Raw genomic sequence first — 25,674 nt, 5'->3', positions numbered from 1 at the left:
CACGGGGCAGGCTTGCGGAAATCAAGGGTGAAACCGGAGGCCGCATGCGGACCGGAGCGAAGCGAGGACCGAACGGGCGAGGATTTCAGGAAAAAAACACGCATTACCGTTTTTTTCCGGCCCTTGAATTCCGCTTGCCCCGTGGTATTCGTCGGCGTTTTAGGGCGCTGCAATCGTTTAGGACGGTTCACGGCCAAGGAAGGCGCAAAGGCGTCTCGGTTTCCGCAAACCACAAGGGCCGCAAGGCCCGACTCGATGCCGCGTAGCGGCGTGCTTCCGTCTGCTGTTGAGCAAGCGGAGCGCGTAGGCGCAAGCGGGCAGAAGGGCGGCGAAGCCGGTCGCGTAGCGACGGAACCCCTGGCAGCACGCGTTCCCGAAGGGATGCGCTATGATTTCGTCTTTTTGCCACCTAACATGAAAACCTTTCTTGCTGTGCTTTTTGGGCTTTTCAGTTCTGCCGCGCTATCGCAAAGCGCTATTTACCATTGTGTGAAAAACGGAAAGAAAATCTTTTCCGATCAAAGATGTGAAGAACAAGGGGCCAATGAAACCAAGCGTGTTAATGCGCAGGACATGCCTCCGGTTAATACCACGCAAGTGTTGACAAACGATCAGCGGCAGCAAGGCCAATACCTCAAGGACCGGCTGAATTCGGCAGATCGCCAGTTTCAGGATCAGCGCGAACGTGATCGCCGTGAGGCCGCTAAAGTCAAGCGTGACAATGAAAAGACTTGCAAGCTGCTATGGGAAGAAAAGAAACAGATCATCGATTGGCAGAGAACGCGGAATAGCGATGAGCTGAATCGGCGGCATCGTGAGGTCAATGATGAGATTTACCGGCTGAAGTGTGGTAGCTGATTAGTTTTTTCATGCTTTCATGGGGGAGATATGAAAGTTGTTATTTTTCTGATTGTTCTATTACTTTTGGTAGCCTTGATTAGTGTTTTTTTGAAGAAAAAAACAGCCTCAGGCCGATGGCCGTTTTATGTGAAAAAGATTCTGACTCAACCGGAACAAGTTCTTTTTCATCGACTTGTTACGGCCTTGCCTGACTATGTCGTTCTCTCTCAGGTTCAGCTGTCGCGCGTGTTGGGAGTTGAAAAAGGTGCTAGATTTCACGAATGGAACAATCGAATCAATCGTATGAGTCTTGATTTCCTGATCTGCCGCAAGAATTTTTCCGTTGTTGCTGCTGTTGAGCTGGATGATTCCTCGCATCTTAAAGAGTCCAGAATTCGTGCTGACGACAAGAAAAACAAGGCATTGTCTGATGCGGGTGTGAAGCTTGTTCGGTTCAAGGTGTCCGATATACCGAACGAAACTATGATTCGTGAATCGATTTTTGGGCCGAAGCCGGTGCAAGTTGAGGCAAGCGTTGGGGCTGTTGGTTAGGTGGGTATTTGTTTACTTGGGGTTGAAAGCTTTGGAACGCACGTCCTGGCCATGCGAATAAGCATCGTTCGCCGAACCCCAATTTACGCGGGTAGTCATTTCCACCAGTTGCAGCTCCAGCTGCTGGATGCGCTCGCGTAGCACGTCAATCAGGGTGTTCTTGTAGCCGATGCCTGCGATCTCGAATGCTGTGAGCGTCGTTCGGCCGTCCGGGCAGGTCAAGGTATTGCCTGACCAGGAAAAACCGCGCCAGCCGTCGCCGCATCCGGGCGGGACGCCTTCCGCATGGAACCGGATCATGTCGTAGGCGGCCTGCGGGATTTGAACGGTGCCGTCCAGCCATCGTTTGATCGTGGTGCGGTGCACATTGCACAGGAGTGCGGCGCGCCGTTCGCCGACGTAGCGCAAGCTCTCCTGCAGGATGATCCGGACGTCTTCTGGTCCGGGCGGCATCGGGGGTTCGCCGGGAACCTTCATGCCACGGCCGATGCGCATTTTTTTCCGCGCGATTTCGTGCCGGGCGAACCATTTTTCGTAAGCGGCCTGATGGCCGGAGCGGGGGCTGCCCATGATTACCGCCAAAAATCGACAAATCTTTTTGACGGAAAACAAATAGTTCTTAAATTATTGTTTTCCGAAAGGCGGTATTTTCTCCGATGCCGAAGGCAAAAAGCGAGGAACGAATTAACTGACGTTGATGCGTGACGATGGTATGAAAACCGTTCTCCTGGAGTGGTTAAATAAGCGCATAATTTGTATTATGTAAACTTTAGTAGATGGTATTATCCATAACATGTGTTCCATCAAACGGTCTCGCGTTTAGTGTAGAAGAACCCTGCGTTGCCCTCGGCCGTATCGAGGACTTCGAAATGGTCACAGGTGACTTTCGGCTAATTCTTGAAATTTGACTCATGTTTTATGCCGTACTTCCTCAAAACCCGCGCTCCCGTAAAGCGAAGAACCCGGTCGGCGATGAAGCCGAGGATGCCAAGGAAAATTATCCCGATGAACACCCAGTCCGTTCTGAAGTAAAGCCGGGATGTCCAGATCAGGTACCCAAGCCCTTCCTTGGCGGCGATCATTTCGGCTCCGACTATGGCGGCGAAGGAATTCCCCATCGCTATGCGCATTCCCGTGAAGATATACGGGATGGTCGCCGGAACGACGACATGCTTCAGAATCTGGAATTCGCTCGCGCCAAGCGACCGCGCGGCTCTGATTTTGTCTTCCTCGAGCGCGAAAACGCCCGCCGCCGTATTGATCGTGATGATGAAAGTCGTCGCGTACGCGATCAGCAGGACCTTTGACAGATCGTCGATGCCAAACCAGAGCACGAACAACGTCAGAAACGCAAGCGCCGGGATGAATCTGAAAAAGTCCAGATAGGGTTCGATCAGCAGCCGCGCGGCGCGTACGCGCCCGAGCAGAAGCCCCAAGGGGAGCGCGATGCTCACGCCGAGCAGCCATCCGCGCACGACCCGGGAAAGGCTTATCAAGGAAAAGCTGAGCAGCGAGCCGTCCTCGATCAGTTCAAACGATCCGATTACCGTCGTTATCGGCCCCGGTAGATAGTCCGGCTTCGAAAACCATGAGGCAATGATCTGCCATGCCACGACAAACAGAATCCAGGAGATCACCCCGGCCCTGAGAAGCTTGGTGAATATAGCCTTGACCATACGTGCTACGGTTGCCCCTATATTGTGTAGTCTTCGAAGTGAAAGAGGATTTTTCTGTACCACGCGCTGAACTCGGGGCTTGTCTCGTCCCGCGGATACGGGAGATCAATCTCGTAATCCGTGCGGATGGTCGCGTGCGGCGAACGCGACATGATCCCGATCCGCTGCCCGAGCAGGACGGCCTCCTGGATGTCGTGGGTCACGAATATTATTGTGTTGCCCGTTGCCTGCCATATGCGGACGAGCTCCCTTTGCATCAGCCTTCGCGTCTGCGCGTCCAGCGCTCCGAACGGCTCGTCCATCAACATGATCGAAGGATTGTTTGAAAGGACCCGGGCGATCTGCACCCGTTGTTTCATGCCGCCGGAGATCTCGCTGGGGAATTTGTGCTCATGGCTGGAAAGTCCCACCAGCCCGATGAACCTGTCTATCGTATCCTCGCGTTCCCGGCGCCCTACTCCACGCATGCGCAATCCGAATTCGATGTTTTCCCGGACATTCAGCCACGGGAAGAGAGAGGAATCGGGATGCTGGAACACGACTCCACGGTTGACGCCGGGCCGTTGCGTGTGCCTGCCGTTTACCACCAGATCACCTTCCGTTTTGTCGATGAATCCCGCGATGATATTCAGCAGTGTCGATTTTCCGCAGCCGCTCGGACCGAGAAGAACGTAGAAGTCGCCCTGTTCGAGATGCAGATTCACGTCGCTCAGCACATGCACCTGTTCATGCCTTCTTGAAGGTGCGCGAAACGACTTTCCGAGATTCAATATCGAAACGGACTTGTTCCGTTCAATCAAACCGGTCGACATGTCGATCTCCATTTGAGGGGATTATTTTTTGCCCTGCACGACGGAGACTTTTTGTGGCAGGACAGAGCGAAGCGGCTCCAGGAGGATATGGTCGTCAAGGTTGTAGCCGCCGCGGATGAGGTTGTTCTTCACGGAATACTCGCCGATATCCCTGAGTTGGCGATACTCGTCCTGAGTGAAGTGGATATCCAGAAGAATGTTTTTCTCCTGCAGATCATCGAGAAGGACATCCCTCGGAATCTTGACCGTTTTGAAGATTATGTCCGCCGCCTCTTTCGGATTCGATAGGATGAATCTCGTCGACTCGTCGAGCGCTTCGAGGACCTTGCGGGTGACTTCGGGGTGGGCGTTGTGGAACTTGCCCGTCACCAGCGCGAAGCCTTTCCCCGCGTGGGGGATGTCGGCCTGGGTGTTGATTACCTTGACTCCCTTGATCTTCAAGGCTTTTTCCAGGAACGTCGAATTGAATATCGTCGCCTGGATGTCGCCGCGATCGAATGCGGCGAATATTTCCGGATTCGACGTGAAGCCGACTTTCGTCACCTTGCCTTCAAGCCCGAATCGAGCGAGATATTTGTGAACGACGTACTCGTTCTGCGTTGCCTTCTGTACGCCGATTTTTTTCCCTGCCAATTCCTCGGGCCTGGTGATTCCGTCGCGCGCCACCACTTGGTTGGCTTCGGCCTTGATGTGCTGAATGTAGGAAATTATCTTCAGATCCCCGCCGGACAATCGGGAAAGAATGGCGAAATCGTACCCCTCGGCGAAATCGACCTGATCGAGAAGCGCGGCATTGATCGTATCGATTCCGTACGAATAAACCGATATTTCAGGCGCGATTCCCCTTTTTTCGAAGAATCCTTTCTCCTTGGCCACCCAGTATTGAGTGCTGAACACATGCGAGTCGACACCGAAACGCACCTTGATGGGTTCAGCCGCGGAAACCGATACGGGAGAAAGCATCGCGGAGGCTTCGAGTAGTAGCGCCAGAATCAATCCTTTTACTTTCATGACATCCTCTTCTTCAGTAGTTAAAAAACCGCATTCCGTGCAATTTCATATTCTTCGTGGCCGCTCAGGCCGCCCGGCCCCGATCAAGAAACCTCCCCCGGAGATATCCAGGTGCGCGCCGGATACGAAGGAAGCTTCTTCCGACAGCAGCCAGACGATGGGCCGCGCGATCTCGGCAGCTTCCGCCGGCCGGCCGAAGGGAATGGTGGCGGCGATGTCGGCGAACAGCTGCGGGTCGGCGGACCAGGATCGGGTCATGTCCGTGCGCGTGAAACCGGGGCGCACGGCGACGGCACGAATCCCCTCGCCCGCGACCTCCTTGGCTAGCCCGGTGGTGAAGGCGTCGACGGCGCCCTTGCTGGCCGCGTAGTGCGAGGCGCCGGGGCGGCCGCCGATGGTGGCGGCCATGGAGGAAACGTTGACGATCGCCCCGCCCTGCCCGCCGTGGCGCGTGGACAACCGGCGGACGGCCTCGCGCGAGGCCAGGATCAGGCCGATCACGTTGGTGCGGAACAGGCGCTCCAGTTCCACGGGGTCCGTATCCTCCACGCGGGCGCCGCCGGAACCGATGCCGGCGCCGTTGACCAGCGCGGAGAGCGGGCCGAGCGTCTCATCCACCGTCTTGAACAGGCGTTCCACGTCGGCCGCGACAGCGACGTCGGCCTGGATCGCCACCGCGCGCCGGCCTTTTTCGCGAACGGCGTCGACCACGCGCCCGGCAGCCTCGGCGTCGCGCCGGTAATTGACGGCGACGTCGAAACCGCGTTCGGCGGCCAGCACGGCAGTGGCGGCGCCGATGCCGCGAGAGGCGCCGGTGATCAGCAGGACCCGGGGCATTGTCTTTTCCCCTAAGCGGCGGCCAGAGCGGCGGCGCGCGCCGTCTCGAAAACCGGGAAACGCCGTTCCTCGATGCGATAGATATCGTGCAGGAGCGTCAGCGGCGCCGCGTTGCCGTCGTAAACCTGATCCCAGGTGAACCCGCGCTTGCGATAAATCTCGTAGGTCTTCTTCGCCACGTCGAGATGCCATTCGGGCTCAGGCGAACGGTGCCCTTCGAGCGCCGAGCCCGGATTGGGAATCCACGCCGGCGAAATGGCCAGAACGCCCTTGGAGGTGAGATAGTCGATCCCCTCCAGCGTCGAATCCTTGCTCTCCAGCCCGCCGACCATGTTGGAGCGGACGCGCCCGAAACCGAACACGCCGACGCCGTATTCCAGCGCCGCCACCCAGTGATCCCGGCCGCCACATTCCTTTTCCTTGCCCGGGCAATAGGCGCGGAAGAAATGCTCGTTCCACACCTCGATGTTGATCGCCAGGGTGCGGTAGCCGGCTTCCTTGTACTTTTCGATGATCGTCAGGTCGCGCGGCGCGCCGATGCACGCCGTGCCGTTGAAGTCGTCGAGTCCGGTGTGCTCGCGGATCGACTCGGCGACATCCAGGTAGTAGTCGACTTCGCGCCGCTCGGGCACGAATCCGCCGGAAATCGTGAGATGGCGGTTGCCTTCCTGGTAGGCCGCGGCCGCCGTCTCGCCGATCTGGTCCGGATATTTCCACTTGACGCCCTGGATTTCGCCGTAGGTCGCCTTGGTGGCATTGATGTTGCAAAACAGGCAATCCTTGCTCGTCAACTGCAGCGCGCACTCGTTCGAGTAGGCCACGAAGATCACGCCGCCCGTGTTGTGCACGGCCACCGTGCGCATCGGCGTGCCGTCGCTGGTCAGCTTGTCGTAGTACTTCGGCCGTTCCGGCACGGTCACCGGGTAGGCGGTGCCGTCGCGATGCACGGCGTAGAAGTTGCCGCCGTCGAATTCGAGCCGATGCGTCAACTTGCCGTCATGGCGGAAAGGCACGACCAGCCCGTGCGGCAGGACGAGAAACGACGGCAGGCTGAGCCGGGGATCGGTGTTCCGGTTGTAGTTGAACAGGCACTGCACCTGTTCCTGCCTGCCGCCGCCGGCGTCGATATGCCGCAGCACGTCGTGTCCGAGCGCGAAGCCGTCCTGGTTGAATTCGGCCTTCAGTTCGAGTTCCTGGTAGAGCTTGCGCTTGATGTCGATGGCGCTATCCTGATTGACGCTCATGCTGTCTTCCTTTCGGGTAAAAAAGAGGGCTCGGATACCTCGGGTGTCTGGTTGCGCGGCGTTCCTCCCGTGCGCGCCGTGTCGTGCCGCAGGGCGGCTTCGGCGAAGCGCTCGACGAGCGCCAGCGCCCCGCCGAAGCCGATGCAGCTGCGGTTCAGCACGAGCGTGCGGCGTATCGGGGTGGCGACCTCGACCAGCGCCGCGTCCAGCCGGTCGGCCTCCTCCCGTTCGAGATCGCTACCGAAGACGGCTTCCGGCCGCGCGCGCGCCAGGTGGTCCGCGATATCGCCACGGCTGGCGGCGAAGACGATCTCGGTGCCCGGCGAGCGCTCGTGCAGCGCCGAGCGCAAATCGTCGCGCAGCGGCTCCGGCGGCTCGTCGGTCAGCACGGCGAGCCGGACGACCTGCCCGAAGGTGCCGGCAAGAAAGCGCGCGAGCCCGACCGCCAGCGCGCTCGGCGCGACGATCGCCACACGCTTCTGCAGATCGTCCCGTACCCAGGCGCCGGCCGCTTTCTGCAGAAAGTAGCGGGTCTGGCGTTCGTAGCGGCGCAGCGCGTCGTCGATCACCGCTTCCTCGATCCGCAGCGCGGCGCCGACTTCCTCGAGCAGTCGGCCGACGTCGCGGCCGCCGACGGGCAGCCAGCCGAAGTGCAGGTACGGGATGCCGAAGCGCTCGCGCAGGAACCGCGCGGCCCCCAGCCCCCACGGGGAGACGACCAGGCTGAGCCGGGCGTGCAGGGCATTCTTCCAGTGCTTGACGTCCTGTCCGATGCCGACCAGACGGTTGGCTTCGAGCCCGATGGAGCCGAGCAGCGCCTCGAGTTCGAGCAGGTCGCCCTCCCAGAAGGCATCCTGCTCCGGCACCACGCCGAGCAGATTGACTCGGCCGGCCCTGGCCTCGCCGCCCGCCTCGAACAGGCCGGCAAGACCCTCGACCACGCCTTGCGCGGCGAGCTCGTAGCCGGCGTAGGCGTTGCCCTTGAAGCCGGGCGTGCTGATGCCGATCACCGGGAAGCGCTGGTCGCGCGCTTCCTTGATCATGGCCGGCACGTCGTCGCCGACGACCTCCGGCACGCAGCCGCTGGCCACCACGTACAGATCGCCGTTGAGCACCTTGAGCGTGTTCTTGATCTGCTCGCGCAGGCGCGCGGTGCCGCCGAACACGACATGCTTCTCGTAGAGGGTGGTCGCGCTGGTTTCGAGCACGCCGCGAAAATGCCGGCCGACCGCCGCGTGCGGCGCGTTGTCGACGAAGCGCGCGTTGACTCCGCAGCCGGCGCTGGCGTGCACGATGGGCACCACGCCCTTGATGGCGTCGAGCAGCTTGAGCGCGCCGTGCAAGGCGCAGCCGTTGCGGTCTTCCTGCAGGATCGACGACATCATTTCACCTCGTGCTTGATGTACCAATAGGCGCTCTTCTGCCGCCATGCCTGGGTGTAGGGGTCGGTCTCCCCCTCGGCGAGAAAGTCCTGGAACGCCGTGTTCGCCAGGCGCCGCTCGATCCGCTCCAGCAGGTTCTCCACCCCGGCGAAGCCGAGATAGGCCAGCCCGCCGACGTCCAGGGCGGCGATACCGAGACGGGCGGCGTGCATCGACGCGAGGCCGCGTCCGAGATAGAGATCCGGACGGGACGAGCGCAGCAGGCCGATTTCCTCGAACGGCTGGCCTTCCCCGACCAGAACCGGCAAGGCGTCGTTGCCCGCCGCCAGGTCCTGCAGTTGGGCGACGTGCGCCGGGTCGAGGTACGGCACCTTGACGCCGACGACTTCGAGGCCGAGTTCGCCCGCCAGCCGCCCAAAGGCGAAGGCATGATCGGGTGGGAGATGAATGAAGACGCGCCGTCCGCGCAGCGCCGCGGCATCCGCCAGGCGCGGTTCGAGACGCCGCTTTTCACGGGCCACGAGGCGCGCCATGCCCTCGCCCCGACCAAGCGCCTCGCCGATCGCCGCCAGCCAGCGCGCCGTGCCTTCGACGCCGACCGGCGCCGGCGGCGCGAGGAACGGAACCGCATGGTCCGCCCGCAGCGCCTCGCCGGCGTAATGCGCCTCGGCCGCGTTGAGCGCGACCGAGAGCCGCGCGCCGGCCGTCCGGGGCGCTTCGTCGGGACGGCCGAAGCGTGGGAACGGCAAGGCCTCGATCCCCGCCTCGGCCAGCAGCGCCCGGATGCCGTCGACGTCCGCGCGGCCCTCGCTCAGGCTCAGCAGGTTGATGTGCTCCCCCGGCTTGCCGGACCGTGGTACCAGATGCTTGAGCAGTCCATGCGCGACGACGTCGAAGCCGGTCGCCGCGATCTTCGAGCGGAAGCCGTCGGCATAGACCGGCACGACCGGGATGCCGAGCTCTTCGCGCGCCGCCTCGGTCGTGGAATCGATATCGTCGTTGTTGATGATCACCACCGGCGACGAAACGACGAAGATGGCGCGCGGCGCGTGCCGCCGATGCGCTGCGGAAATCGCCGAGCGCAGCCTGGCGTCGCCGCCCAGGATCGAATCCCGCTCGTCGATGTTGGTCACCAGCCAGGGCGCCCGCGCCTCGCGTCCGGCACGCAGGCCGGCCGCGCATCCGGCCGGGCCGTGGACGACGATGGCGACGTCCTCCCACGTCGACAGCAGTTCGAGCGCGTAGGTCAGGTCGCTGGCGGCATCCTGCGCGAAGGTGCGGATACGCGGGACCAGGCTGCCGCCGGCGGCTTCGCGCAGGAGGCTGCCGGCGCTGCCGTACCAGGCGCCGAGCGTGCCCAGCCGTTTCTCGCGGATCGGCGCCGTGCGCTGGCGGACGTAGGACATGCCGTGCTCCCTCCCGCCTACGCCGCCGACAGCACGGCGGTGGCCGGCGCGACGATCTGTTCGTCCTTCAGGATCAGGTCGCCCCACTTGCGCGCCCAGTTGCGCAGGTCGTTGACCGACAAGGGTTTCGGAATGACCGCCTCGACGTCGCCGAGCACGGCGCGGGCCAATGCCCGGTACAGCTCGGCGTGCGCCGAGGCGGGGCTGGCCTCGATCACCGTCTGCCCGTACAGCTCCGCCTGAGCGACGACCGGCGAGCGCGGGACGTACTCCACGACGCGGGTGCCGGTCTGGCCGGCGAAGTCGTCGACCAGAGCCCTGGCATACGGCGCCACCAGGCCGTTGGCGATGACGCCGCCCAGCCGGGCGCCGCCCGACGGCGCGTATTTGTTGATCGCCTTGAACAGGTTGTTGGCCGCGTAGATGGCCATGAAATCCGAGGACGAAACCACGTACACGCGGTCGGTCAGCCCCTCCCGGATGGGCACCGCGAAGCCGCCGCAGACGACGTCGCCGAGCACGTCGTAGAGCACCACGTCGGGCTTGAAATCCTCGAACAGGCGCAACTCCTGCAGCAAGGTGATGGCCGCGTTGATGCCGCGCCCGGCGCAGCCGACGCCCGGCACCGGACCACCCGCCTCGACGCAAAGCACGCCCTTGAAGCCGACGACGGAAATGTCTTCGAGGCGGACCCGGCCGCCGTCGCGCGTGCTGTCCAGCACGGTCGGCAGGTAATTGCCGCCGCGCAGCGTGACGGTCGAATCGCTTTTCGGATCGCAGCCGATCTGGACGACGCGGTAGCCGGCCTCGGCCAGCGCCGCCGCGATGTTCGAGGTGGTCGTCGACTTGCCGATGCCGCCCTTGCCGTAGATGGCGATGTGCTGTGTGCGCTGGCTCATGGAATCGATATCCTTTGTCGAAATGTCGCGGCGGGCCGGGGACCGCCGCAGAAGAATGTCCGCCGCGACGGACGGGGCGCTATCGGGCCGCGACATCGGATTCCCCTTCCAGCGCGGCGTGCGCGACCGGCTCGCCGCCCAGCCCGATGAGCATCGCGGCGGAGGCCATCAGCAGGGCGAACAGGACGAATGCCGCCGGCAGGCCGAGCCGCGAGAAGCGCGCGAGGTTGAGCATGGGCCGTGAACACCGCAAGAAACGTCGCCGCGAGAATTCGTATCGTTGATTCCATCGTATTTCCGTCGTGGCCCCGGCAGGCAGGAACGGGCCGGGCCAAAAAACCACGTTGCGACAAGTGGCTTATGCATTATTGAGTGACGGAAAAGTAAAACGAACGATTCTTTGCCTATTTGCTTAAAGCATCCGCGCAAATTAGCTAATAGGATTTTCCATTCGGCAGTTATATGAAAATTTCATTAACTCATAACGACATCGGCCCGTCGTCCGCGTTTCTTTCTCCGGGGGCGTCGCCGGGCAGGCATGTGCCTTGCCGAGAACGGGGATACGGACCCGACGCAAGGAGAACGGACATGCGCGAAGAGCAAAGGCAGCAGACGCAGGACCCCGAGGAATTCAAGCCGCAGCCGCAGCAGCTGGACACCCAGCCGGGCAAGGAGAGCGAGATGCGGCAGACGCCGCTTTCGTTCGCCACCCAGTACGTCGGCAGCGGCAAGCTGCGCGGCAAGGTGGCGCTGATCACCGGCGGCGACAGCGGCATCGGCCGCTCGACGGCGATCTGTTTCGCCAAGGAAGGCGCCGACGTGTTCATCGCCTACCTCGATGAGCACGAGGACGCCCGGCAGACCGAGGAAGCGGTCGTCGCGGAAGGCGTCCGCTGCCAGATCGCGGCCGGCGACCTGCGCGACCCGGAGGTACCGCGGCAGCTGGTGCGCAAGGCGGTCGACGTGTTCGGGAAAATCGACATCCTGATCAACAACGCGGCCGAGCAGCATCCGCAGGAGGACATCGCCGACGTCACCCGCGAGCAGTTGGAGCAGACCTTCCGCACCAACTTCTTCGGGCTATTCGACCTATGCCGCGAGGCGCTGCCCCACATTCCGGACGGCGGCTGCATCATCAACACCGCGTCCGTCACCGCCTACCGGGGGAATCCGACCCTGCTCGACTATGCGTCCTCCAAGGGCGCCATCGTCGCCTTCACCCGCTCGCTGTCCAAGCAGCTCGCCGAGCGCAACATCCGGGTCAACGCGGTCGCGCCCGGCCCTGTCTGGACGCCGCTGATTCCGTTGACCTTCGACGCGGAGAAAGTGGGGAAATTCGGCGAGGACACGCCCATGGGACGGCCGGGCCAGCCCGACGAAATCTCGCCGTCGTACGTGTTTCTCGCCTCCGCGGATGCCAGCTACATGAGCGGCCAGGTGCTGCATCCCAACGGCGGCGAAATCATCAACACCTGAGGAGAACGGCATGGCACAGACGCAATGGAGCAACAAACGCAAGCGCCAGTACGAGCACATCAAGGAAAGCGCCGAGGAACGCGGAGAGAACGAGGACCGGGCCAAGGAAATCGCGGCCCGGACCGTGAACAAGACGCGCGCCGAACACGGCGAAACGGCCGGCCGCAAGTCCCACTCCCGCCGCTGAGCGCACCGCGCCGCCCGGATTTCCCGATCACCTTGACTCCTGCCTAGGCCCGCCTGGACAGCCGCGGCGCCGCCGCCCGGCCGACCCTGACTTCGACCGCATGCTCCCGACCGTCATCCGCCAGGCGGATGCGCGCGTCGGGCTGGTCGACCCCGTTCACCCGCACGGCGGCGACGCCGAGCGGCCCCTCGCCGGCCAGATCGGCGTCGCGCCCGATGGCGATGCGGTAGGTCGTCGCCTCGCCGACCCGGTAATGGAGCGTCATGCCGTCCCACTCGTCCGGCAGACACGGCTCGACGACGAGCGACGATCCTTCGCGACGCAGCCCGAGCAGCGCTTCGACGATCAGCCGGTAGGCCCAGCCGGCCGAGCCGGTGTACCAGCTCCAGCCGCCCCGGCCGGTATGCGGCGGCCGGGCATAGACGTCGGCCGAGACGACGTAGGGTTCGACCTTGTAGAGCTCCGCCTCCTCGTCCGACCGCGCGTGGTTGACGGGATTGATCAGCCCGAGCAGTTCCCACGCCCGCCGATGGTCGCCCAGCGCGGCGAAGGCCATCGTCGCCCACACCGCGGCGTGCGTGTATTGCCCGCCGTTCTCGCGCACGCCGGGGACGTAGCCGCGGATGTAGCCGGGATTGAGCGCCGAATGGTCGAACGGCGGGTCGAGCAGCTGGACCAGCCGGGGCTCCCGGCGCACCAGCTGCCGGTCCAGCTCCTCCATGGCCTGCCGCGCCCGCTCGGGCGCACCGGCGCCGGACAGCACCGACCAGCTCTGCGCCAGCGAGTCGATGCGGCATTCCTCGTTGAGCCGCGAGCCGAGCGGCGTGCCGTCGTCGAAGTAGGCGCGGCGATACCACTGGCCGTCCCAGCCGTGCGCCTCCAGGTTGGTCCGCAGCCGCCCGGCCTCCTCCTCGCAGATCGAGGCGAAGCCGGCGTCGCCCCGGCCGCGCGCCAGCCCGGCGAAGCGGGTCAGCAGCGCGTACAGGAAGAAGCCGAGCCAGACGCTTTCGCCTTTGCCGCCGAGGCCGACCAGGTTCATGCCGTCGTTCCAGTCGCCCGCGCCGATCAGCGGCAGGCCGTGCTCGCCGAAGCGCAGGCCGTGCCGGATGGCGCGCCGGCAATGCTCGTAGAGCGTGGCGGTCTCGGCCGCGTGGCCGGGCAGATCGTAGTAGGACTCCTCGCCGGGGTTGACCGGCCGGCCTTCCAGGAAGCCGGCCGATTCGTCGAGCACGCCGTGGTCGCCGGTCGTTTCCACGTAGCGCAGGGCCGCCACCGGCAGCCACAGGTAATCGTCCGAGCAGCGCGTGCGCACCCCGCGGCCGGCCGGCGGATGCCACCAGTGCTGCACGTCGCCCTCGGCGAACTGGCGCCCGGCGCAGCGCAGGAGCTGCTCGCGCAGCACGCCGGGCGCGGCGTGCACCAGCGCCATCGCGTCCTGCAGCTGGTCGCGGAAGCCGAAGGCGCCGCCCGACTGGTAATAACCGCTGCGGCCCCAGACGCGGCAGGCCAGGGTCTGGTAGACCAGCCAGCCGTTGGCCAGCACGTTCACCGCCGCGTCCGGCGTCTCGACGCGCACCGCGTCCAGCGTCCGGTTCCAGTACCCGCGTACCTTCTCCAGCGCGGCGCGCGCCGCCACCGTGCCCCGGAAGCGCCGCGCCAGCGCCACGGCGTCCTCCATGCCGGCGCCCGCGCCGAGGCGGAAGACCAGCTCGCGCTCCTGCCCGTCGGCCAGCTCGACGCCGAGCTGGAGCGCGCCGCAGGGATCCAGGCCGGCGCCGACGCGCCCCGACAGGCGGGCGCGCTTCATGGCCGCCGGATCGGCCGGCGAGCCGTTGCGGCCGAGGAACTCGGCGCGGTCGCCGGTCAGCGTCCGTTCCTCGCCGCCGTCGGCGTCGAGAAAGGCAACCCGCTCGCCGAACTCCGTGCTGTAGGGGTTGCGCGCGCACAGCGCGCCGGTGACCGAATCGATCTCGGTCTGCACGTGCATCGCCGAGCGCGTGCGCAGGTCCGCCAGCACCCATTCGACGTAGGCGGTCACCGTCAGCCGGCGCGCGCGCCCGGAGACGTTGCGCAGCTTGAGCACCGAGAAGCGCACCGGCGCATCGAGCGCCACGTACACCCACAATTCCGAGCGGATGCCCTCGCCGGTCGTCTCGAACACGCTGTAGCCGAAGCCGTGGCGGACCACGTGGGCGAGGTCCGCGCCCGCCGGCAGCGCGGCCGGCGACCAGAAGCGGCCGGTCTCCTCGTCACGCAGGTACACGGCCTCGCCGGAGGCGTCGCCGACCGGATCGTTGTGCCACGGCGTCAGCCGGTACTCGTGGGCGTTCTCGGCCCACACGTAGCCGCCGCCGCTTTCCGAGACGATGCAGCCGAACGACGGATTGGCCAGCACGTTCACCCACGGCGCCGGCGTCTTCCGCCCCGGCGCCAGCGTGATCACGTATTCGCGCCCGTCGGCCGCGAAGCCGCCCAGCCCGTTGGCCAGCAGCAGGCCCTGCGGCGGCGCGTCGGCCGACGCGCGTTCGGGGCGGTAGGTGCGCGTCGGCCGCAGGCGCGGCACGCGCAGCTCGGCGCGGCGGCGGTCGTCGAGCTGCTGCTCGATGCTGCCCCGCGCGTCGCTCAGGATGATCCGCGCCACCGCCTGCAGCAGCACGCGATCCTCGCCCGAGATCTGCTCGGCCTGGCGCACGAAGATGCCGCCCGGCCTGTCCACCAGCGCCGCCTCGGCGCTCGACGCGATCAGGCCCATGATGCGGTCCTGCAGCTCCTGGCGGTAGCCGGCGCGGTCCTCGTTCCAGATCACCAGGTCCACCGCCAGCCCCTTCAACCGCCAGTAGGTGTGGGCCTCGACCAGGCGCTTCACGAAGCCGACGTTGGCCGCGTCGCCGATGCGCACCAGCACGATCGGCAGGTCGCCGGAAATGGCGTAGCCCCACAGCGCGGGCTGTCCGCGCCGGTTGCGCGCCAGCAGCGACGGATCGGCCCGCAGGCCCGCGTTGGCGAACAGGATCGAGCCGGCCAGCCGGGCGTAGAGCACGGCGTCCTCGTCGCTGGCGTTGAGCTGGCGCAGCACCACCTGGCTGTGGCTCCAGGCCAGGTCGAAGACGCGGTCGGCCAGCCGGCGGTCGCGGTATTTCCCGGCGAGCGCCACCACCGCCTCGCGCGTCTCGGCCATGCCGGACAGCATGTCGAAAACCGCCGTCTGGTCCGGTTCCAGGCGGACCACGCAGCGCACCACGGCGACCGGGTCGAGCACCGGGCCGGCGCTGCCCGGCAACGGATCGAGCGTGTTCATGGCCAGCGGGTCGGCGGTGCTGCGGCCGCGGCCGATGAAGCGCGCCCGGTCGGTCTCGCAGGAGGCATCGAGCGGTTCGATGCCGTGCGGCGTCAGCAGATGCACCATCCAGGGTGGCCGTTCGTCCGGCGCGCGCGGCCGCCGCGTGCACAGCACGGCCTGCCGGCCGGGCAGGATCTCGGTCTGCACGAACAGCTTGCTGAAGGCCGGATGCGCTTCGTCCATGGCCGCCGGCGCGATGGCGATCTCGGCATAGCCGGTGATCTCCACCTGCCGGTGCTGGCGCGAGCGGTTGGTGATGCGGATGCGGCGCAGTTCGATATCGTCCTCGGGCGACACCACGATCTCGGTGTGCGTCTCGAAGTAGCCGGGCTCGCTGCCGTCGCCGGCGCCGACCGGATCGCGGCGGCGGAACTCGGCGCGGCCCTCGCTGAAGATGGCCTGGTAGCGCTCCGGCCGCCCGAGCACCGGCTGGTAGGCCGACGACCAGAAGCGGCCGGGCGCGGCGCCCGGCCGGGCGCGGCCGTCGGGCAGTTCGCGCAGGTAGCAGAAGGTGCCCCAGTGGTCGCGGGTGGCGTCCTCGCGCCAGCGGGTCACCGCGATGTCCTGCCAGCGGCTGTAGCCGCCGCCGGCCTGGGTGACCATGACGTGGTAGCGGCCGTTGGACAGCAGTTGCACCTCCGGCACCGACGTTTCGGGGGTGGAGAAGATGCGTACCGGCGCTTCCTTGGTCACCCGCGCCGAGCGCACCTCGGACAGCTGGACGGTGTGCGAGGACAGCACCATGGCCTTGGGGATGCGCTCTTCGAGCAGCGGCAAGGCGGTCTGGAACTGCAGGTCGGCGACGAAGCGCGCCTGCATCGGCCGGCCGCGCAGCAGGTAGAGCAGCGCCAGCAGGCTCATGCCCTGGTGGTGCGCCATGTGCGAGTAGACGATCGCCCGCGCCTCGCCGCGCCGCTGCCGCGCGGGCGTGTAGTCGACCGCCTCGTAGAAGCCGAAGCGCCCGAGCAGGCCGTCGGCCGCCAGGCGCTGCAGGTTGGCGCAGGCCGCCTCGGGGGCGACCATCAGCGCCATCATGCAGGCGTAGGGCGCCACCACCAGATCGTCGCCGAGGCCGCGCTTGAGCCCCAGGTCGGGCACGCCGAAGGCGCGGTACTGGTAATTGGCGTAGGCGTCGACCGTGTTGTAGCCCGATTCCGAAATGCCCCACGGCACGCCGCGCAGGGCGCCGTACTCCTGCTGCGCGGTGACGGCCGCCTTGTAGGTCTGGTCGAGCAGCGAACCCTCGCAGGTCGGCATGATCAGCAGCGGCATCAGGTACTCGAACATCGAGCCGCTCCAGGAGAGCAGCACCGGCCCCTGGCTGGTACCGGTGAGCAGGCGCCCCATGGCGAACCAGCTTTCGCGGGGCAGCCGGCCCTGCGCGATGGCGACGAAGGCGCACAGGCGCGCTTCCGAGGCGAGCAGGTCGTAATAGCTCGCGTCCAGGCGGTGGTCGGTGACGTTGTAGCCGATGCTGAGCAGGCGGTGCGACTTGTCGTAGAGGAAGTCGTAGTCGAATTCGGCCAGTTCGGCGGCCTGCCGCGCCAGCGCTTCGATCCGCTCCTTGCGCGCGGCGGCGCCGGCGTGTCCGGCGGCGGCCAGCCTGGCCACGGTGTGCGTGCCCGGCACGTCGTCGGCATCGGCGAGCAGGAACTCCATCTCGTCGATCGCCGCGCGGCATTGCTCTTTCAGCGCCCTCGCCCAGCCGACGGCGTCGGGCAGGCCCGGCTTCGCCCCCGCCTCGGTGGCCGCCGGCGCCGGGCCGGGCGCCGCCATTTTTTCGAGGCGCTCCAGCAGGCCGGCGGCGCGCTGCTCCAGCCGGACGAGCGCGGTGCGCAGCGCGGCGACGCCGGCCGGCGGCCGCGCCGAGGCCGCCCGCAGCGCGTCGTCGAAGGCGTCGATCTCGCCGGCGGCCGCCTTGCCCGCGCTCTCGGCGGCCAGCGCCAGCGTGTCGCCGAGCCCCTCGAAAATGCGCGCGTCGACCAGCGGGGCATGCAGCAGCTCCAGCAGGCCGGCGCGCAGGATGAGCAGGTGCCCCGCCAGGTTGCCGCTGTCCACCGACGAGACGTAGCGCGGCAGCAGCGGCTGCAGGGTCTGCGTGTCGTACCAGTTCAGGAAATGGCTGGCGTGCCGTTCGAGCCTCTGCATGGTGGCCAGGGTGTTGGCCGTGCGCTCGACCAGGCGGCCGGCGGGCAGATAGCCGAAGTCGTGCGCCGACAGGTTGGCGAGCAGCGCCATGCCGATGTTGGTCGGCGAGGTGCGGTGCGCCGCGCGGGCGATGCGGTACTGCTGGAAATTGTCCGGCGGCAGCCAGTTGTCCTCCGGCCCGACGAACGTTTCGAAGAACGCCCAGGTGCGCCGGGAAAGCTTGCGCAGGAAGACGAGCTGGTCGCGCGTCAGCGCCGTCGCGCGCGACCGCAGCGGGCGGCTCAGCCACCAGGCGAGCGCCGGCGAGGCCAGCCACAGCAGCAGGAGCGGCGCCGCGGCCGGCAGCGCCGCCGGCCGGCCGGCCGCCAGCCAGGCGGCCGTGGCGGCGGCCAGCAGCGGCGCGAAGGCCATGGCGGCGAAGCTGGCCGCCAGCTGGCCCGCCTCGGAGCCGCGGGGTTTGCCCCGGTCGGCGTGCGCCGCCGGGTTCCATTCGAGCATCCGCCGGTGGGTGACGCCCATGCGCCAGAGGGTGCGGCCGATGGCGGACAGGCAGTAGAACGCCTCGTAGGCCGAGCAGGCCAGCTCGAACGCCAGCTGGGCCAGCCGCCAGCGGACGTTCTGGCCGGCCAGCGCGAGCTGCATCCGCCACGAGCCGCCGTCCGGCCGGCGCAGCAGATCGCCGGCCAGGGCGCAGGCGATGGGGAAGAACGGCACGCACAGGATGAGCAGCGTGCCGAGGCCCGGCACCGGGGAAAACGCCCAGACCGCGAGCAGCAGCAGGACCGTGGCCACCGGCACCAGGCTGCGGCGCAGGTTGTCGAAGAGCTTCCATTGGGAGAGGAAGGACAGCGGATTGCGTTCGCGCGGATGGTCCGGCACGCGGCGGCGCAGCCAGCCGAGCAGCTGCCAGTCGCCGCGAATCCAGCGGTGCCGCCGGCTCACGTCGTCCAGGTAGCGGGCCGGGTATTCCTCGAACAGCTCGACGTCGCTCAACAGCCCGGAGCGGGCGTAGCACCCCTCCAGCAGGTCGTGGCTGAGAATCCGGTTCTCCGGGAAGCGGCCGCCGAGCGCCCGCTCGAAGGCGTCGACGTCGTAGATGCCCTTGCCGATGAACGAGCCTTCGCCGAAGACGTCCTGATAGACGTCGGACACCGCGCGCGTGTAGGGATCGATGCCCGAATCGCGGCTGTGCAGCCGGGCGTGCAGCGAACGGTTGGAGCCGATCAGCCGGGCCGCCACGCGCGGCTGCAGGATGCCGTAGCCGTCGACCACCACGTTCCGCGCCGCGTCGAAGCGCGGCCGGTTCAGCGGGTGCGCCATGACCCCGACGAACTGGCGGGCCGCGTCGCGCGGCAACAGCGTGTCGGTGTCGAGCGTGATCACGTACTTGACGTTGTTCAGGATGGAGGCGTCGCCGACGACCAGCGCGAAGCCGTTGGCCGGCACGTCCTCCGCCCGCTCCGGACGCAGCAGCGCGTTGAGCGCGGCCAGCTTGCCGCGCTTGCGCTCGTAGCCCATCCACACGCCTTCCGCCGGATTCCACGTCCGCTCGCGGTGGAACAGAAAGAAGATGTCGTCCCACGACTGGTCCTGGCCGACCCGGTACTTGTCGTTCAGTTCGCGGATGCGCCTGCGGGCCAGCTCGATCAGCGGCTCGTCCTGCGGCAGGTGCTGTTGATCAGCGTCGGCGAAATCGGTGAGCAGGCCGAAATGCAGGCGGTCGTCGCGGTTGGCGAGAAACCGCACTTCCAGGGCTTCGAGCAGCGCCTCGACGCCCGCCTCGCTGGTCAGCAGGCAGGGCACCACCACCAGCGTCCGGGCGCGCGCCGGGATGCCGCCGGAAAAGTCCATGCGCGGCAGGAAACGCGGACGCACCAGCATCGGCACGCACCAGTTCACCAGCGCCACGGCCAGCTGGCTGGCGACCAGCAGCGCCAGCACGACGGCGCCGCCGGCCAGCCCCCAGGCGGCCGGCCCGGCCAGCGCGGGGAACGGCGCGGCGAAGCGGGACGCGCTCCCCAGGTCCGTCACCGACAGCAGGAACGCGGCGCCGGCCGCCGTCAGCAGGCCGATGGGCACCAGATAGGAAGCCAGCGCGAAGCGCGCGAACCCCCGCCGCAGCGCGGCCCGCCGCGAGGCGCGGTAGCCGATCGCCGCCTGCAGGTCGGGCAGGCCCTTGTCGACCAGGTAATAGCCGACGTGCCGCGCCTGGGCGGCGTCGCCCGGCGGCACCGAGGGCGGCGGCTCGGTGGCCAGGGCCAGCGCCTTCTGCGCCACCTCCGTCTCGGGCAGGCTGGAGCGGCGCGCGAGGCGCTCGACGGCGTGGCGGTAATGATCGCGCGTGCCGAAGTCCATGCGCCCGTAGACGCCGCTCGGGTCGGCCTTGAGGACCTGCTCGACGGCGCTCATCGATTCGACGAACTCGCGCCAGTCCATGCTGCCCAGGAAGCGCAGGCTGCCGATGCTGTTGCTGATCGAGACCTGATCGGCCGCCTGCCGCTGGTTCTCGATCTTGACCACCTGCTCGATGGTCTGCCCGGCGTCCGAAAGCTGCTGCTCGATCCAGTTCAGCGGCAGCGCCAGCGCCGGCCCCCGCCCCTGCAGGCGGCGGGCGATCTCGGCGACGAAGGCGCTGTCCAGCGGCGGATTCGAGCGCGCCATGTCGGCGACCGACAGGATCAGGTTCTTGGGGTCCTGCTCGGCCACCGCGATCAGGTGTTCCGCCCAGGTGCCGGCCATTTCCCGGCGCTGCCGGTCGGCCGCGATGCTCGCCGCCAGCCGGCGCAGGTTCTCGATCACCGCCAAGCGCAGCATGATCGAGGTGGCCCACAGCTCCCCGAGCTTGAGCACGGCCACGCTCTGGTAGGCGGCGATGAAGCGGATGAGGATGTCGGAATCCACCCGGCCGTCGCCGTGCGCGACGATCTGCAGCGCGATGTCGTAGATGCGCGGGCAGCCGGTCTTCGCTTCGCGCGGGCCGGCGGCGGCCAGCGGCTGGTCGAGGCGCGGCAGTTCGCGGCTGTAGCCCTTCGGCAGGTCGCGCCGGGCAACGCGGATCTGCTCCTCGACGAGGTAGAAGTTGTCCAGCAGCCATTCGCCGGCCGGCACGATCGGGCGCTTCGCCGTGACGTCCCCGACCAGCAGGCTGCAGACGTCGTGCAGGACGGCCTCGTTGGCGTCCAGCCGGGCCATCAGCCGGTCCGCCAGATGGTGCCCGGCCAGCCGGTGGGACAGCGCCAGCGTGCGGCCGTACTCCTCCATCTGGCTGGTACCGAACAGCTGCGCGTTCAGCGAGGTTTCCCGTTCCGACAGCCGTTCCCGCCGGCCGCGTCGGTTCCGGCCCGGGGCCGCCTGGCGATGCAGCAGCCACTGTCTCAGTTTCGGCAAAATGTCGGTCACCATACCGTCCTTCATCCGTGGGAAGTCGGCCCGGAGCGGCAAGCCGGGTGCCCGCCGGAGCCGGCGGGGATGACGGCAGGAATGGCACTTGCCGCTTGCGGACGTCGTTCCCGCCATGCAAAGGAAATCGCCATGCTGCCCTCCAGCCCGATTCGGCCGTCATCGATGCCCATGCAACCGGCGACTCCGCCGGCATGCGACCTCGGTCCGACTCCCGCCACCGGCGACGAATCCACGGCTCGCGGCAAACGCGCCGTGCCGGCGGCGCCGGACGGCCGCCGCACCCGCGCCACCGGCAGCTGCGGCCAGTGGCGCAGCTGCTTCGAGCCGACCAACTGAATCAGCCGTGCCGGCAGCGTTTCTCGAAGGGTTCCAGGCGGAGCTGCTGCCGGTACTTGGTGACCGTGCGCCGCGCGATGCGGATGCCCTGGCGCGACAGCAGCCGGGCGATCTCGACGTCGGACAGCGGGGCGCCGGCGGATTCGGAGGCGATCATGTCGTTGATCAGTCCGCGGATGGCGGTGGCCGAGCATGCGCCGCCGCTGGCGGTGCTCATGGCGCGCGAGAAGAAGTACTTCAGCTCGAAGACGCCCAGCGGCGTGGCCATGAACTTGTTGTTGGTGACGCGCGAGACGGTGGATTCGTGCACGCCCACCTCGTCCGCGATCTCGCGCAGGCCGAGCGGCTTCATGGCCAGCGGCCCGTATTCCAGAAAGAGGCTCTGGTGCCTGACGATGGCCTGCGCGACGCTGAGGATGGTGGCGAAGCGCTGCTCGACGTTGGTCACCGTCCAGCGCGCGTTGACCAGGTGCGCCGCCAGTTCGGCGTGCTGGCCGGTGCGGTTGCGCTGGAACATCTCGGCATACACGTGATTCAGGCGGACGCGCGGCACGATCGCCGGGTTGAGCATGGCGGTCCACGCGCCGCGCACCTTCTTCACCACCACGTCCGGAGTGATGTAGTGCACGTGCGACGCGCCGAAGCGCCAGCCGGGCCGGGGGTCGAGCCGGCGGATGCATTCCAGCACTGCCTCGATGCGCGCCGGCGTCTGCCCGGTGAGCCGCGCCAGGCCGGCCACGTCGCGCGCCGCGAGCAGGTTGAGGTGGCCCTCGATGACCGTGCGCGCCAGCGCGCGGGCGTCGTCGCACGGGATGGCGGCCAGCTGCAGCAGCAGGCATTCCTGGACGCTGCGCGCGCCCACGCCGGCGGGTTCGAGCGCCTGTACCCGCGAGAGCGCGATCTGCAGCTCCTCCTCGTTCGGCGGCGGCGCCAGGTCCGTGATCCCGAGCAGCTCGGGCAGCGCGAAGCGCAAATAGCCGTCGTCGTCCAGCGAGCCTATGACGGCCTCGGCGATCGCCGTGTCGCGCGGGGTCAGCGAGAGCACGTGGAGCTGGCCCAGCAGGTGGTCGCTGAGCGAATCCTCGATGGCGTGCATTTCGAGGAAATTGACGCCGTCGTCGTTGCGGCGGGTGATCGGCGTGCCGTCGGCATGCCACGTCTCCTGGATCGACGGCGGGTCGATGCCGGCGCCGTCGTCCCCGGCGGCGCTCTCCGGCAGGGCGTCGGACTCCGGCGCGGCGGTGAATTCCGGTTTCGCCTCGTGGGCGAACGGCATTTCGGCGACAGCCGCCGCTTCCTCGCCGACGACCGTCTCGCCGGTGTCTTCATCCGCTTCGAGGAAGGGATTCCGGCCGAGCATCTCGTTGACTTCCTGGGCGAAGTCCAGCGAGGACAGCTGCAACAGGCGCACGGCACGCTGCAGCCGGGGGGAAAGCCCCTGCTGCTGCCGCTGCCCGGCGCTCTGGATGAGTGATCCCATGGACAGTCCTCCTTTTGTTCGCGGCAACAAAACGGCCCTGAACAGGCCGCGGGAGGATTGAAGCAAGCGATATGCCATTGCGACCGCATGCGGGCGCCTTCTCCACGGGCCGGGCGTTCGGCCGGAAGAGGCCGGAAGAGGCCGGTGAATCCTTCCCGCGCGCGCCGCGCGGTCCGGCCTTTTTTTCCGTAAGAATTACCGGCCGGACGGTTCCCGCGCGGCGCGGGGCGGCCGCCGACGGTCCGCGCCGGAGGTACGTCGATTGCCCCAGGCGGCGTGCGTCCGATCATTCCCGCGCGCCTGCCATCGGGCCGGACACGAGGCGGCCACGCGGCCGCCCGTCCCTACAAGGAAACCCCATGACCCACCTTTTCGTTTTCTCGCATCGGCGCTGGGACGACGTCTACCAGCGCGCGCAACACCTGATGTCCCGCCTGGCGCGCCACTATCACGTCGTTTTCGTCGAGGAGCCGGTGCCCGGCGCCGGGCCGGCCCGCCTCGACGTGCTGTCCCGGCTGGCGGGGCTCGACGTGCTGCGCCCGCGCACGCCGGTCGCGGCGCCGGGCTTCCACGACGACCAGCTGGCGGTGCTCCGCCCCCTGCTCGCCGAGTACCTGCGCCGCCAGCGCATCGACGACTACCTGGCCTGGTTCTGCACGCCGCTGCCCCTGCCGCTGATCGCCGGCCTGCGCCCGCGCATGGTGGTCTACGACTGCGTGGACGCCCTGTCCGCGTCGCGGAAGGCGCCGCCGCAATGGCGCCGGCGCGAAAGCGTGCTGCTCAGGATCGCCGCGCTGGTGTTCACCGGCGGGCCGTCGCTCTACGAGGCCAAGCGGCGGCTCAACCCGCACGTCCATTGCCTGCCGAGCGCGGTCGACGCGCCGCACTTCTCCCCCGCCGGCCTCGCCGACGGCAAGCTGGCGGCGCGCGCCGCCCGCCTCCTGGGCCCGGTCGGCGCGCCGCGTTTCGGCTTCTGCGGCGTGATCGACGAGCGCCTGAACGTCGACCTGCTCGAACGGGTCGCCCGGCGCCGGCCGGAGTGGCATTTCGTCATGGTCGGGCCGGTCGCCCGCATCGATCCCGCCACCCTGCCCCGGCGCGACAACATCCACTGGCTGGGCCGGCAGAGCTACGCCTGCCTGCCCTACCTGATGGCCAGCTGGGACGCCTGCCTGATCCCCTTCGTGCGCGACGAGAGCACGCGCTTCGTCAATCCGACCAAGACGCTCGAATACCTGGCGGCGGAAAAGCCGGTGATCAGCACCTCGATCGACGACGTGATCGCCATCCATTCCGACGTGGTGCTGGTGGCCGACGGCATCGAGGCCTTCATCGCCGCCTGCGAAAAGGCGCTGCACGGCGGCCGGGAGCGGGACGGCCGCCTCGCCGCGATGCGCAGCGCGGTTTCGCGCTTTTCGTGGGACGCCTGCGCCCACGTCGTGCATCGGCTCATCGCCAATGAACTGGCCCAGTCCCAGGCGGCGCATGACGCCCTACGCGGCTCCCGGACCGTCCTGCGTGCGCTGGTGGCCGTCAGCGAGGGCGCCCGGCCGGCGCACGCGCTGCCGGCGTGCGCGGGCGCCTTCGCCGTCTGATCATTTCATCGCCGCCAGGTCGCGCAGCGGGGCCGCCGCCGGGCGCTTCCGCCAGCGCGCCTGACGGCGCTTGCGGGCGCGGCTGCGGGTGCGGTCGTATTCGTCGCTGACGCGGCCGAGCGCCGCGCCGTAGAGCAGGATCTGCGCCGAATAGTTGATCCACAGCAGCAGCACCACGAACGAGCCGGCGGCGCCGTAGCTCGACGCCACCGACGAGCGGCCGAGGTAGAGGCTGATCAGCGACTTGCCGAAGGTGAACAACACCGCGCTGGCGGCGGCCGAGATCCAGATGCCCTTGCGCGACGGCGGCACGTCGGGCAGCCAGCGGATCAGCGCGGCGAAGGCGGCGGTCAGCAGGCCGGCGGAGACGGTCAGGTCGACCACGGTGACGAGCACGGTCAGCGCCGCGTAGCGCGCGGTCAGGAAATTGGTGAAGGCGACCAGCGCCGCGCTGAGCAGCAGCGAGGCGATGGCCAGGAAGCCGCAGCCGAGCAGGAGCGCGAAGGCGGTCAGCCGGATGCGCAGGAAGGTGCCGACCGCCGACGCCTTCGGCGGCGCGACGCGGCCGATGGCGTTGAGCGCCCGGCGCAGTTCGAGGAAGGCGCCCGAGGCGCCGATCAGCAGCGTGACCGTGCCGATCAGCGCGGCGCGCAGGCCGCCCGGATTGCGCCAGGCCGAGGCGATCATGCCCTCGATGGCCTGCGCGGCGACCGGGCCGACGAGGTGCGAGATCTCGCCGACGATCTGCCCGCGTGCGGCCTCGGGGCCGAACACCACGCCGGCCACCGCGATGGTGATCACCAGCAGCGGCGCCAGCGCGAACATGGTGTAGAAGGCGATCGAGGCGCTCAGCTGGGCGCCGCTGGCGGCGGACCAGCGTTCGCCGGCGTCCACCGCGATGTGTAGGGGCCAGCGCAGCGGCCGCGGCACGGCGTGCCAGAAACGGCCTTTCAGGGCGTCGAAATCGAGGGAGGGGAAAGGTTTCATGGCGGGTTCGCGGCGTGCTCCATTCCGGGTGGACGCGCCGAACCCGGCCGGGCGCGGCGCCTTG

At 67.3% G+C, this 25,674-nt stretch carries 19 protein-coding genes; 6 read left to right on the top strand and 13 right to left on the bottom strand.

Annotated features, from left to right (window positions below; translation table 11 throughout):
• Positions 1 to 27: 27 nt before the first annotated feature.
• On the top strand, positions 28 to 858 hold the full coding sequence (locus QM701_RS00725) for a hypothetical protein (RefSeq protein ID WP_415165199.1): 831 nt from the start codon (positions 28 to 30) through the stop codon (positions 856 to 858).
• 30 nt (positions 859 to 888) lie between these two features.
• On the top strand, positions 889 to 1,392 hold the full coding sequence (locus QM701_RS00720; protein ID WP_415165198.1) for a DUF2726 domain-containing protein: 504 nt from the start codon (positions 889 to 891) through the stop codon (positions 1,390 to 1,392).
• Positions 1,393 to 1,404: 12 nt separating this feature from the next.
• Here QM701_RS00720 and QM701_RS00715 read toward each other — a convergent pair whose 3' ends face one another.
• From QM701_RS00715 to QM701_RS00670, 10 genes are all read right to left on the bottom strand, one after another.
• Entirely contained in the window at positions 1,405 to 1,962 is a 558-nt protein-coding gene (locus QM701_RS00715; RefSeq protein WP_415165197.1) for a hypothetical protein, read from the bottom strand.
• 320 nt (positions 1,963 to 2,282) lie between these two features.
• Complete coding sequence (locus tag QM701_RS00710) at positions 2,283 to 3,005, bottom strand: ABC transporter permease (RefSeq protein WP_415165196.1); 723 nt, start codon at positions 3,003 to 3,005, stop codon at positions 2,283 to 2,285.
• An 80-nt stretch (positions 3,006 to 3,085) separates the two neighbouring features.
• Entirely contained in the window at positions 3,086 to 3,880 is a 795-nt protein-coding gene (locus QM701_RS00705; RefSeq protein ID WP_415165195.1) for an ABC transporter ATP-binding protein, read from the bottom strand.
• Positions 3,881 to 3,901: 21 nt separating this feature from the next.
• Positions 3,902 to 4,891, bottom strand: a complete 990-nt coding sequence (locus tag QM701_RS00700) for an ABC transporter substrate-binding protein (RefSeq protein WP_415165194.1) — start codon at positions 4,889 to 4,891, stop codon at positions 3,902 to 3,904.
• Positions 4,892 to 4,936: 45 nt separating this feature from the next.
• On the bottom strand, positions 4,937 to 5,728 hold the full coding sequence (locus QM701_RS00695; RefSeq protein WP_415165193.1) for an SDR family oxidoreductase: 792 nt from the start codon (positions 5,726 to 5,728) through the stop codon (positions 4,937 to 4,939).
• Positions 5,729 to 5,739: 11 nt separating this feature from the next.
• Positions 5,740 to 6,972: a radical SAM protein gene (locus QM701_RS00690; RefSeq protein WP_415165192.1), complete on the bottom strand. Its 1,233-nt coding sequence runs from the start codon at positions 6,970 to 6,972 to the stop codon at positions 5,740 to 5,742.
• Positions 6,969 to 8,357 carry a nitrogenase component 1 gene (locus QM701_RS00685; protein WP_415165191.1) on the bottom strand — a complete coding sequence of 463 codons (1,389 nt, stop codon included), beginning with the start codon at positions 8,355 to 8,357 and terminating at the stop codon, positions 6,969 to 6,971. The genes QM701_RS00690 and QM701_RS00685 overlap by 4 nt, the downstream gene beginning before the upstream one ends.
• A complete protein-coding gene (locus QM701_RS00680) occupies positions 8,354 to 9,760 on the bottom strand; it encodes a nitrogenase component 1 (RefSeq protein WP_415165190.1) in 1,407 nt (468 codons plus the stop codon). The genes QM701_RS00685 and QM701_RS00680 overlap by 4 nt, the downstream gene beginning before the upstream one ends.
• A 17-nt stretch (positions 9,761 to 9,777) precedes the next feature.
• Entirely contained in the window at positions 9,778 to 10,659 is an 882-nt protein-coding gene (locus QM701_RS00675; RefSeq protein ID WP_415165189.1) for an AAA family ATPase, read from the bottom strand.
• Positions 10,660 to 10,738: 79 nt separating this feature from the next.
• A complete protein-coding gene (locus QM701_RS00670) occupies positions 10,739 to 10,894 on the bottom strand; it encodes a hypothetical protein (protein WP_415165188.1) in 156 nt (51 codons plus the stop codon).
• 353 nt (positions 10,895 to 11,247) lie between these two features.
• Here QM701_RS00670 and QM701_RS00665 point away from each other — a divergent pair, with 353 nt between their 5' ends.
• Together QM701_RS00665 and QM701_RS00660 are read left to right on the top strand one after the other, a co-directional pair.
• Positions 11,248 to 12,135, top strand: a complete 888-nt coding sequence (locus QM701_RS00665; protein WP_415165187.1) for an SDR family oxidoreductase — start codon at positions 11,248 to 11,250, stop codon at positions 12,133 to 12,135.
• Between the two features lie 10 nt (positions 12,136 to 12,145).
• A complete protein-coding gene (locus tag QM701_RS00660) occupies positions 12,146 to 12,322 on the top strand; it encodes a hypothetical protein (protein WP_415165186.1) in 177 nt (58 codons plus the stop codon).
• A gap of 43 nt (positions 12,323 to 12,365) precedes the next feature.
• Here QM701_RS00660 and QM701_RS00655 read toward each other — a convergent pair whose 3' ends face one another.
• The gene (locus QM701_RS00655; RefSeq protein ID WP_415165185.1) at positions 12,366 to 21,212 is read right to left on the bottom strand and encodes a GH36-type glycosyl hydrolase domain-containing protein; all 8,847 of its coding nucleotides are present in this window, start codon (positions 21,210 to 21,212) and stop codon (positions 12,366 to 12,368) included.
• A 129-nt stretch (positions 21,213 to 21,341) separates the two neighbouring features.
• On the opposite strand from QM701_RS00655, the gene QM701_RS00650 reads away from it, so the two are divergent.
• Positions 21,342 to 21,548 carry a hypothetical protein gene (locus QM701_RS00650; RefSeq protein ID WP_415165184.1) on the top strand — a complete coding sequence of 69 codons (207 nt, stop codon included), beginning with the start codon at positions 21,342 to 21,344 and terminating at the stop codon, positions 21,546 to 21,548.
• 1 nt (position 21,549) lies between these two features.
• Here QM701_RS00650 and rpoN read toward each other — a convergent pair whose 3' ends face one another.
• Positions 21,550 to 23,028, bottom strand: a complete 1,479-nt coding sequence (gene rpoN / locus QM701_RS00645; RefSeq protein WP_415165183.1) for an RNA polymerase factor sigma-54 — start codon at positions 23,026 to 23,028, stop codon at positions 21,550 to 21,552.
• 359 nt (positions 23,029 to 23,387) lie between these two features.
• Here rpoN and QM701_RS00640 point away from each other — a divergent pair, with 359 nt between their 5' ends.
• The gene (locus QM701_RS00640; RefSeq protein WP_415165182.1) at positions 23,388 to 24,623 is read left to right on the top strand and encodes a glycosyltransferase; all 1,236 of its coding nucleotides are present in this window, start codon (positions 23,388 to 23,390) and stop codon (positions 24,621 to 24,623) included.
• Here QM701_RS00640 and QM701_RS00635 read toward each other — a convergent pair whose 3' ends face one another.
• A complete protein-coding gene (locus QM701_RS00635) occupies positions 24,624 to 25,610 on the bottom strand; it encodes a YihY/virulence factor BrkB family protein (RefSeq protein WP_415165181.1) in 987 nt (328 codons plus the stop codon).
• Positions 25,611 to 25,674: the final 64 nt, after the last annotated feature.

Origin of the sequence: Propionivibrio sp., assembly GCF_047602565.1 — a bacterium.
Lineage (GTDB): Bacteria > Pseudomonadota > Gammaproteobacteria > Burkholderiales > Rhodocyclaceae > Propionivibrio.
This window is presented reverse-complemented; position numbering and strand designations above follow the sequence as displayed.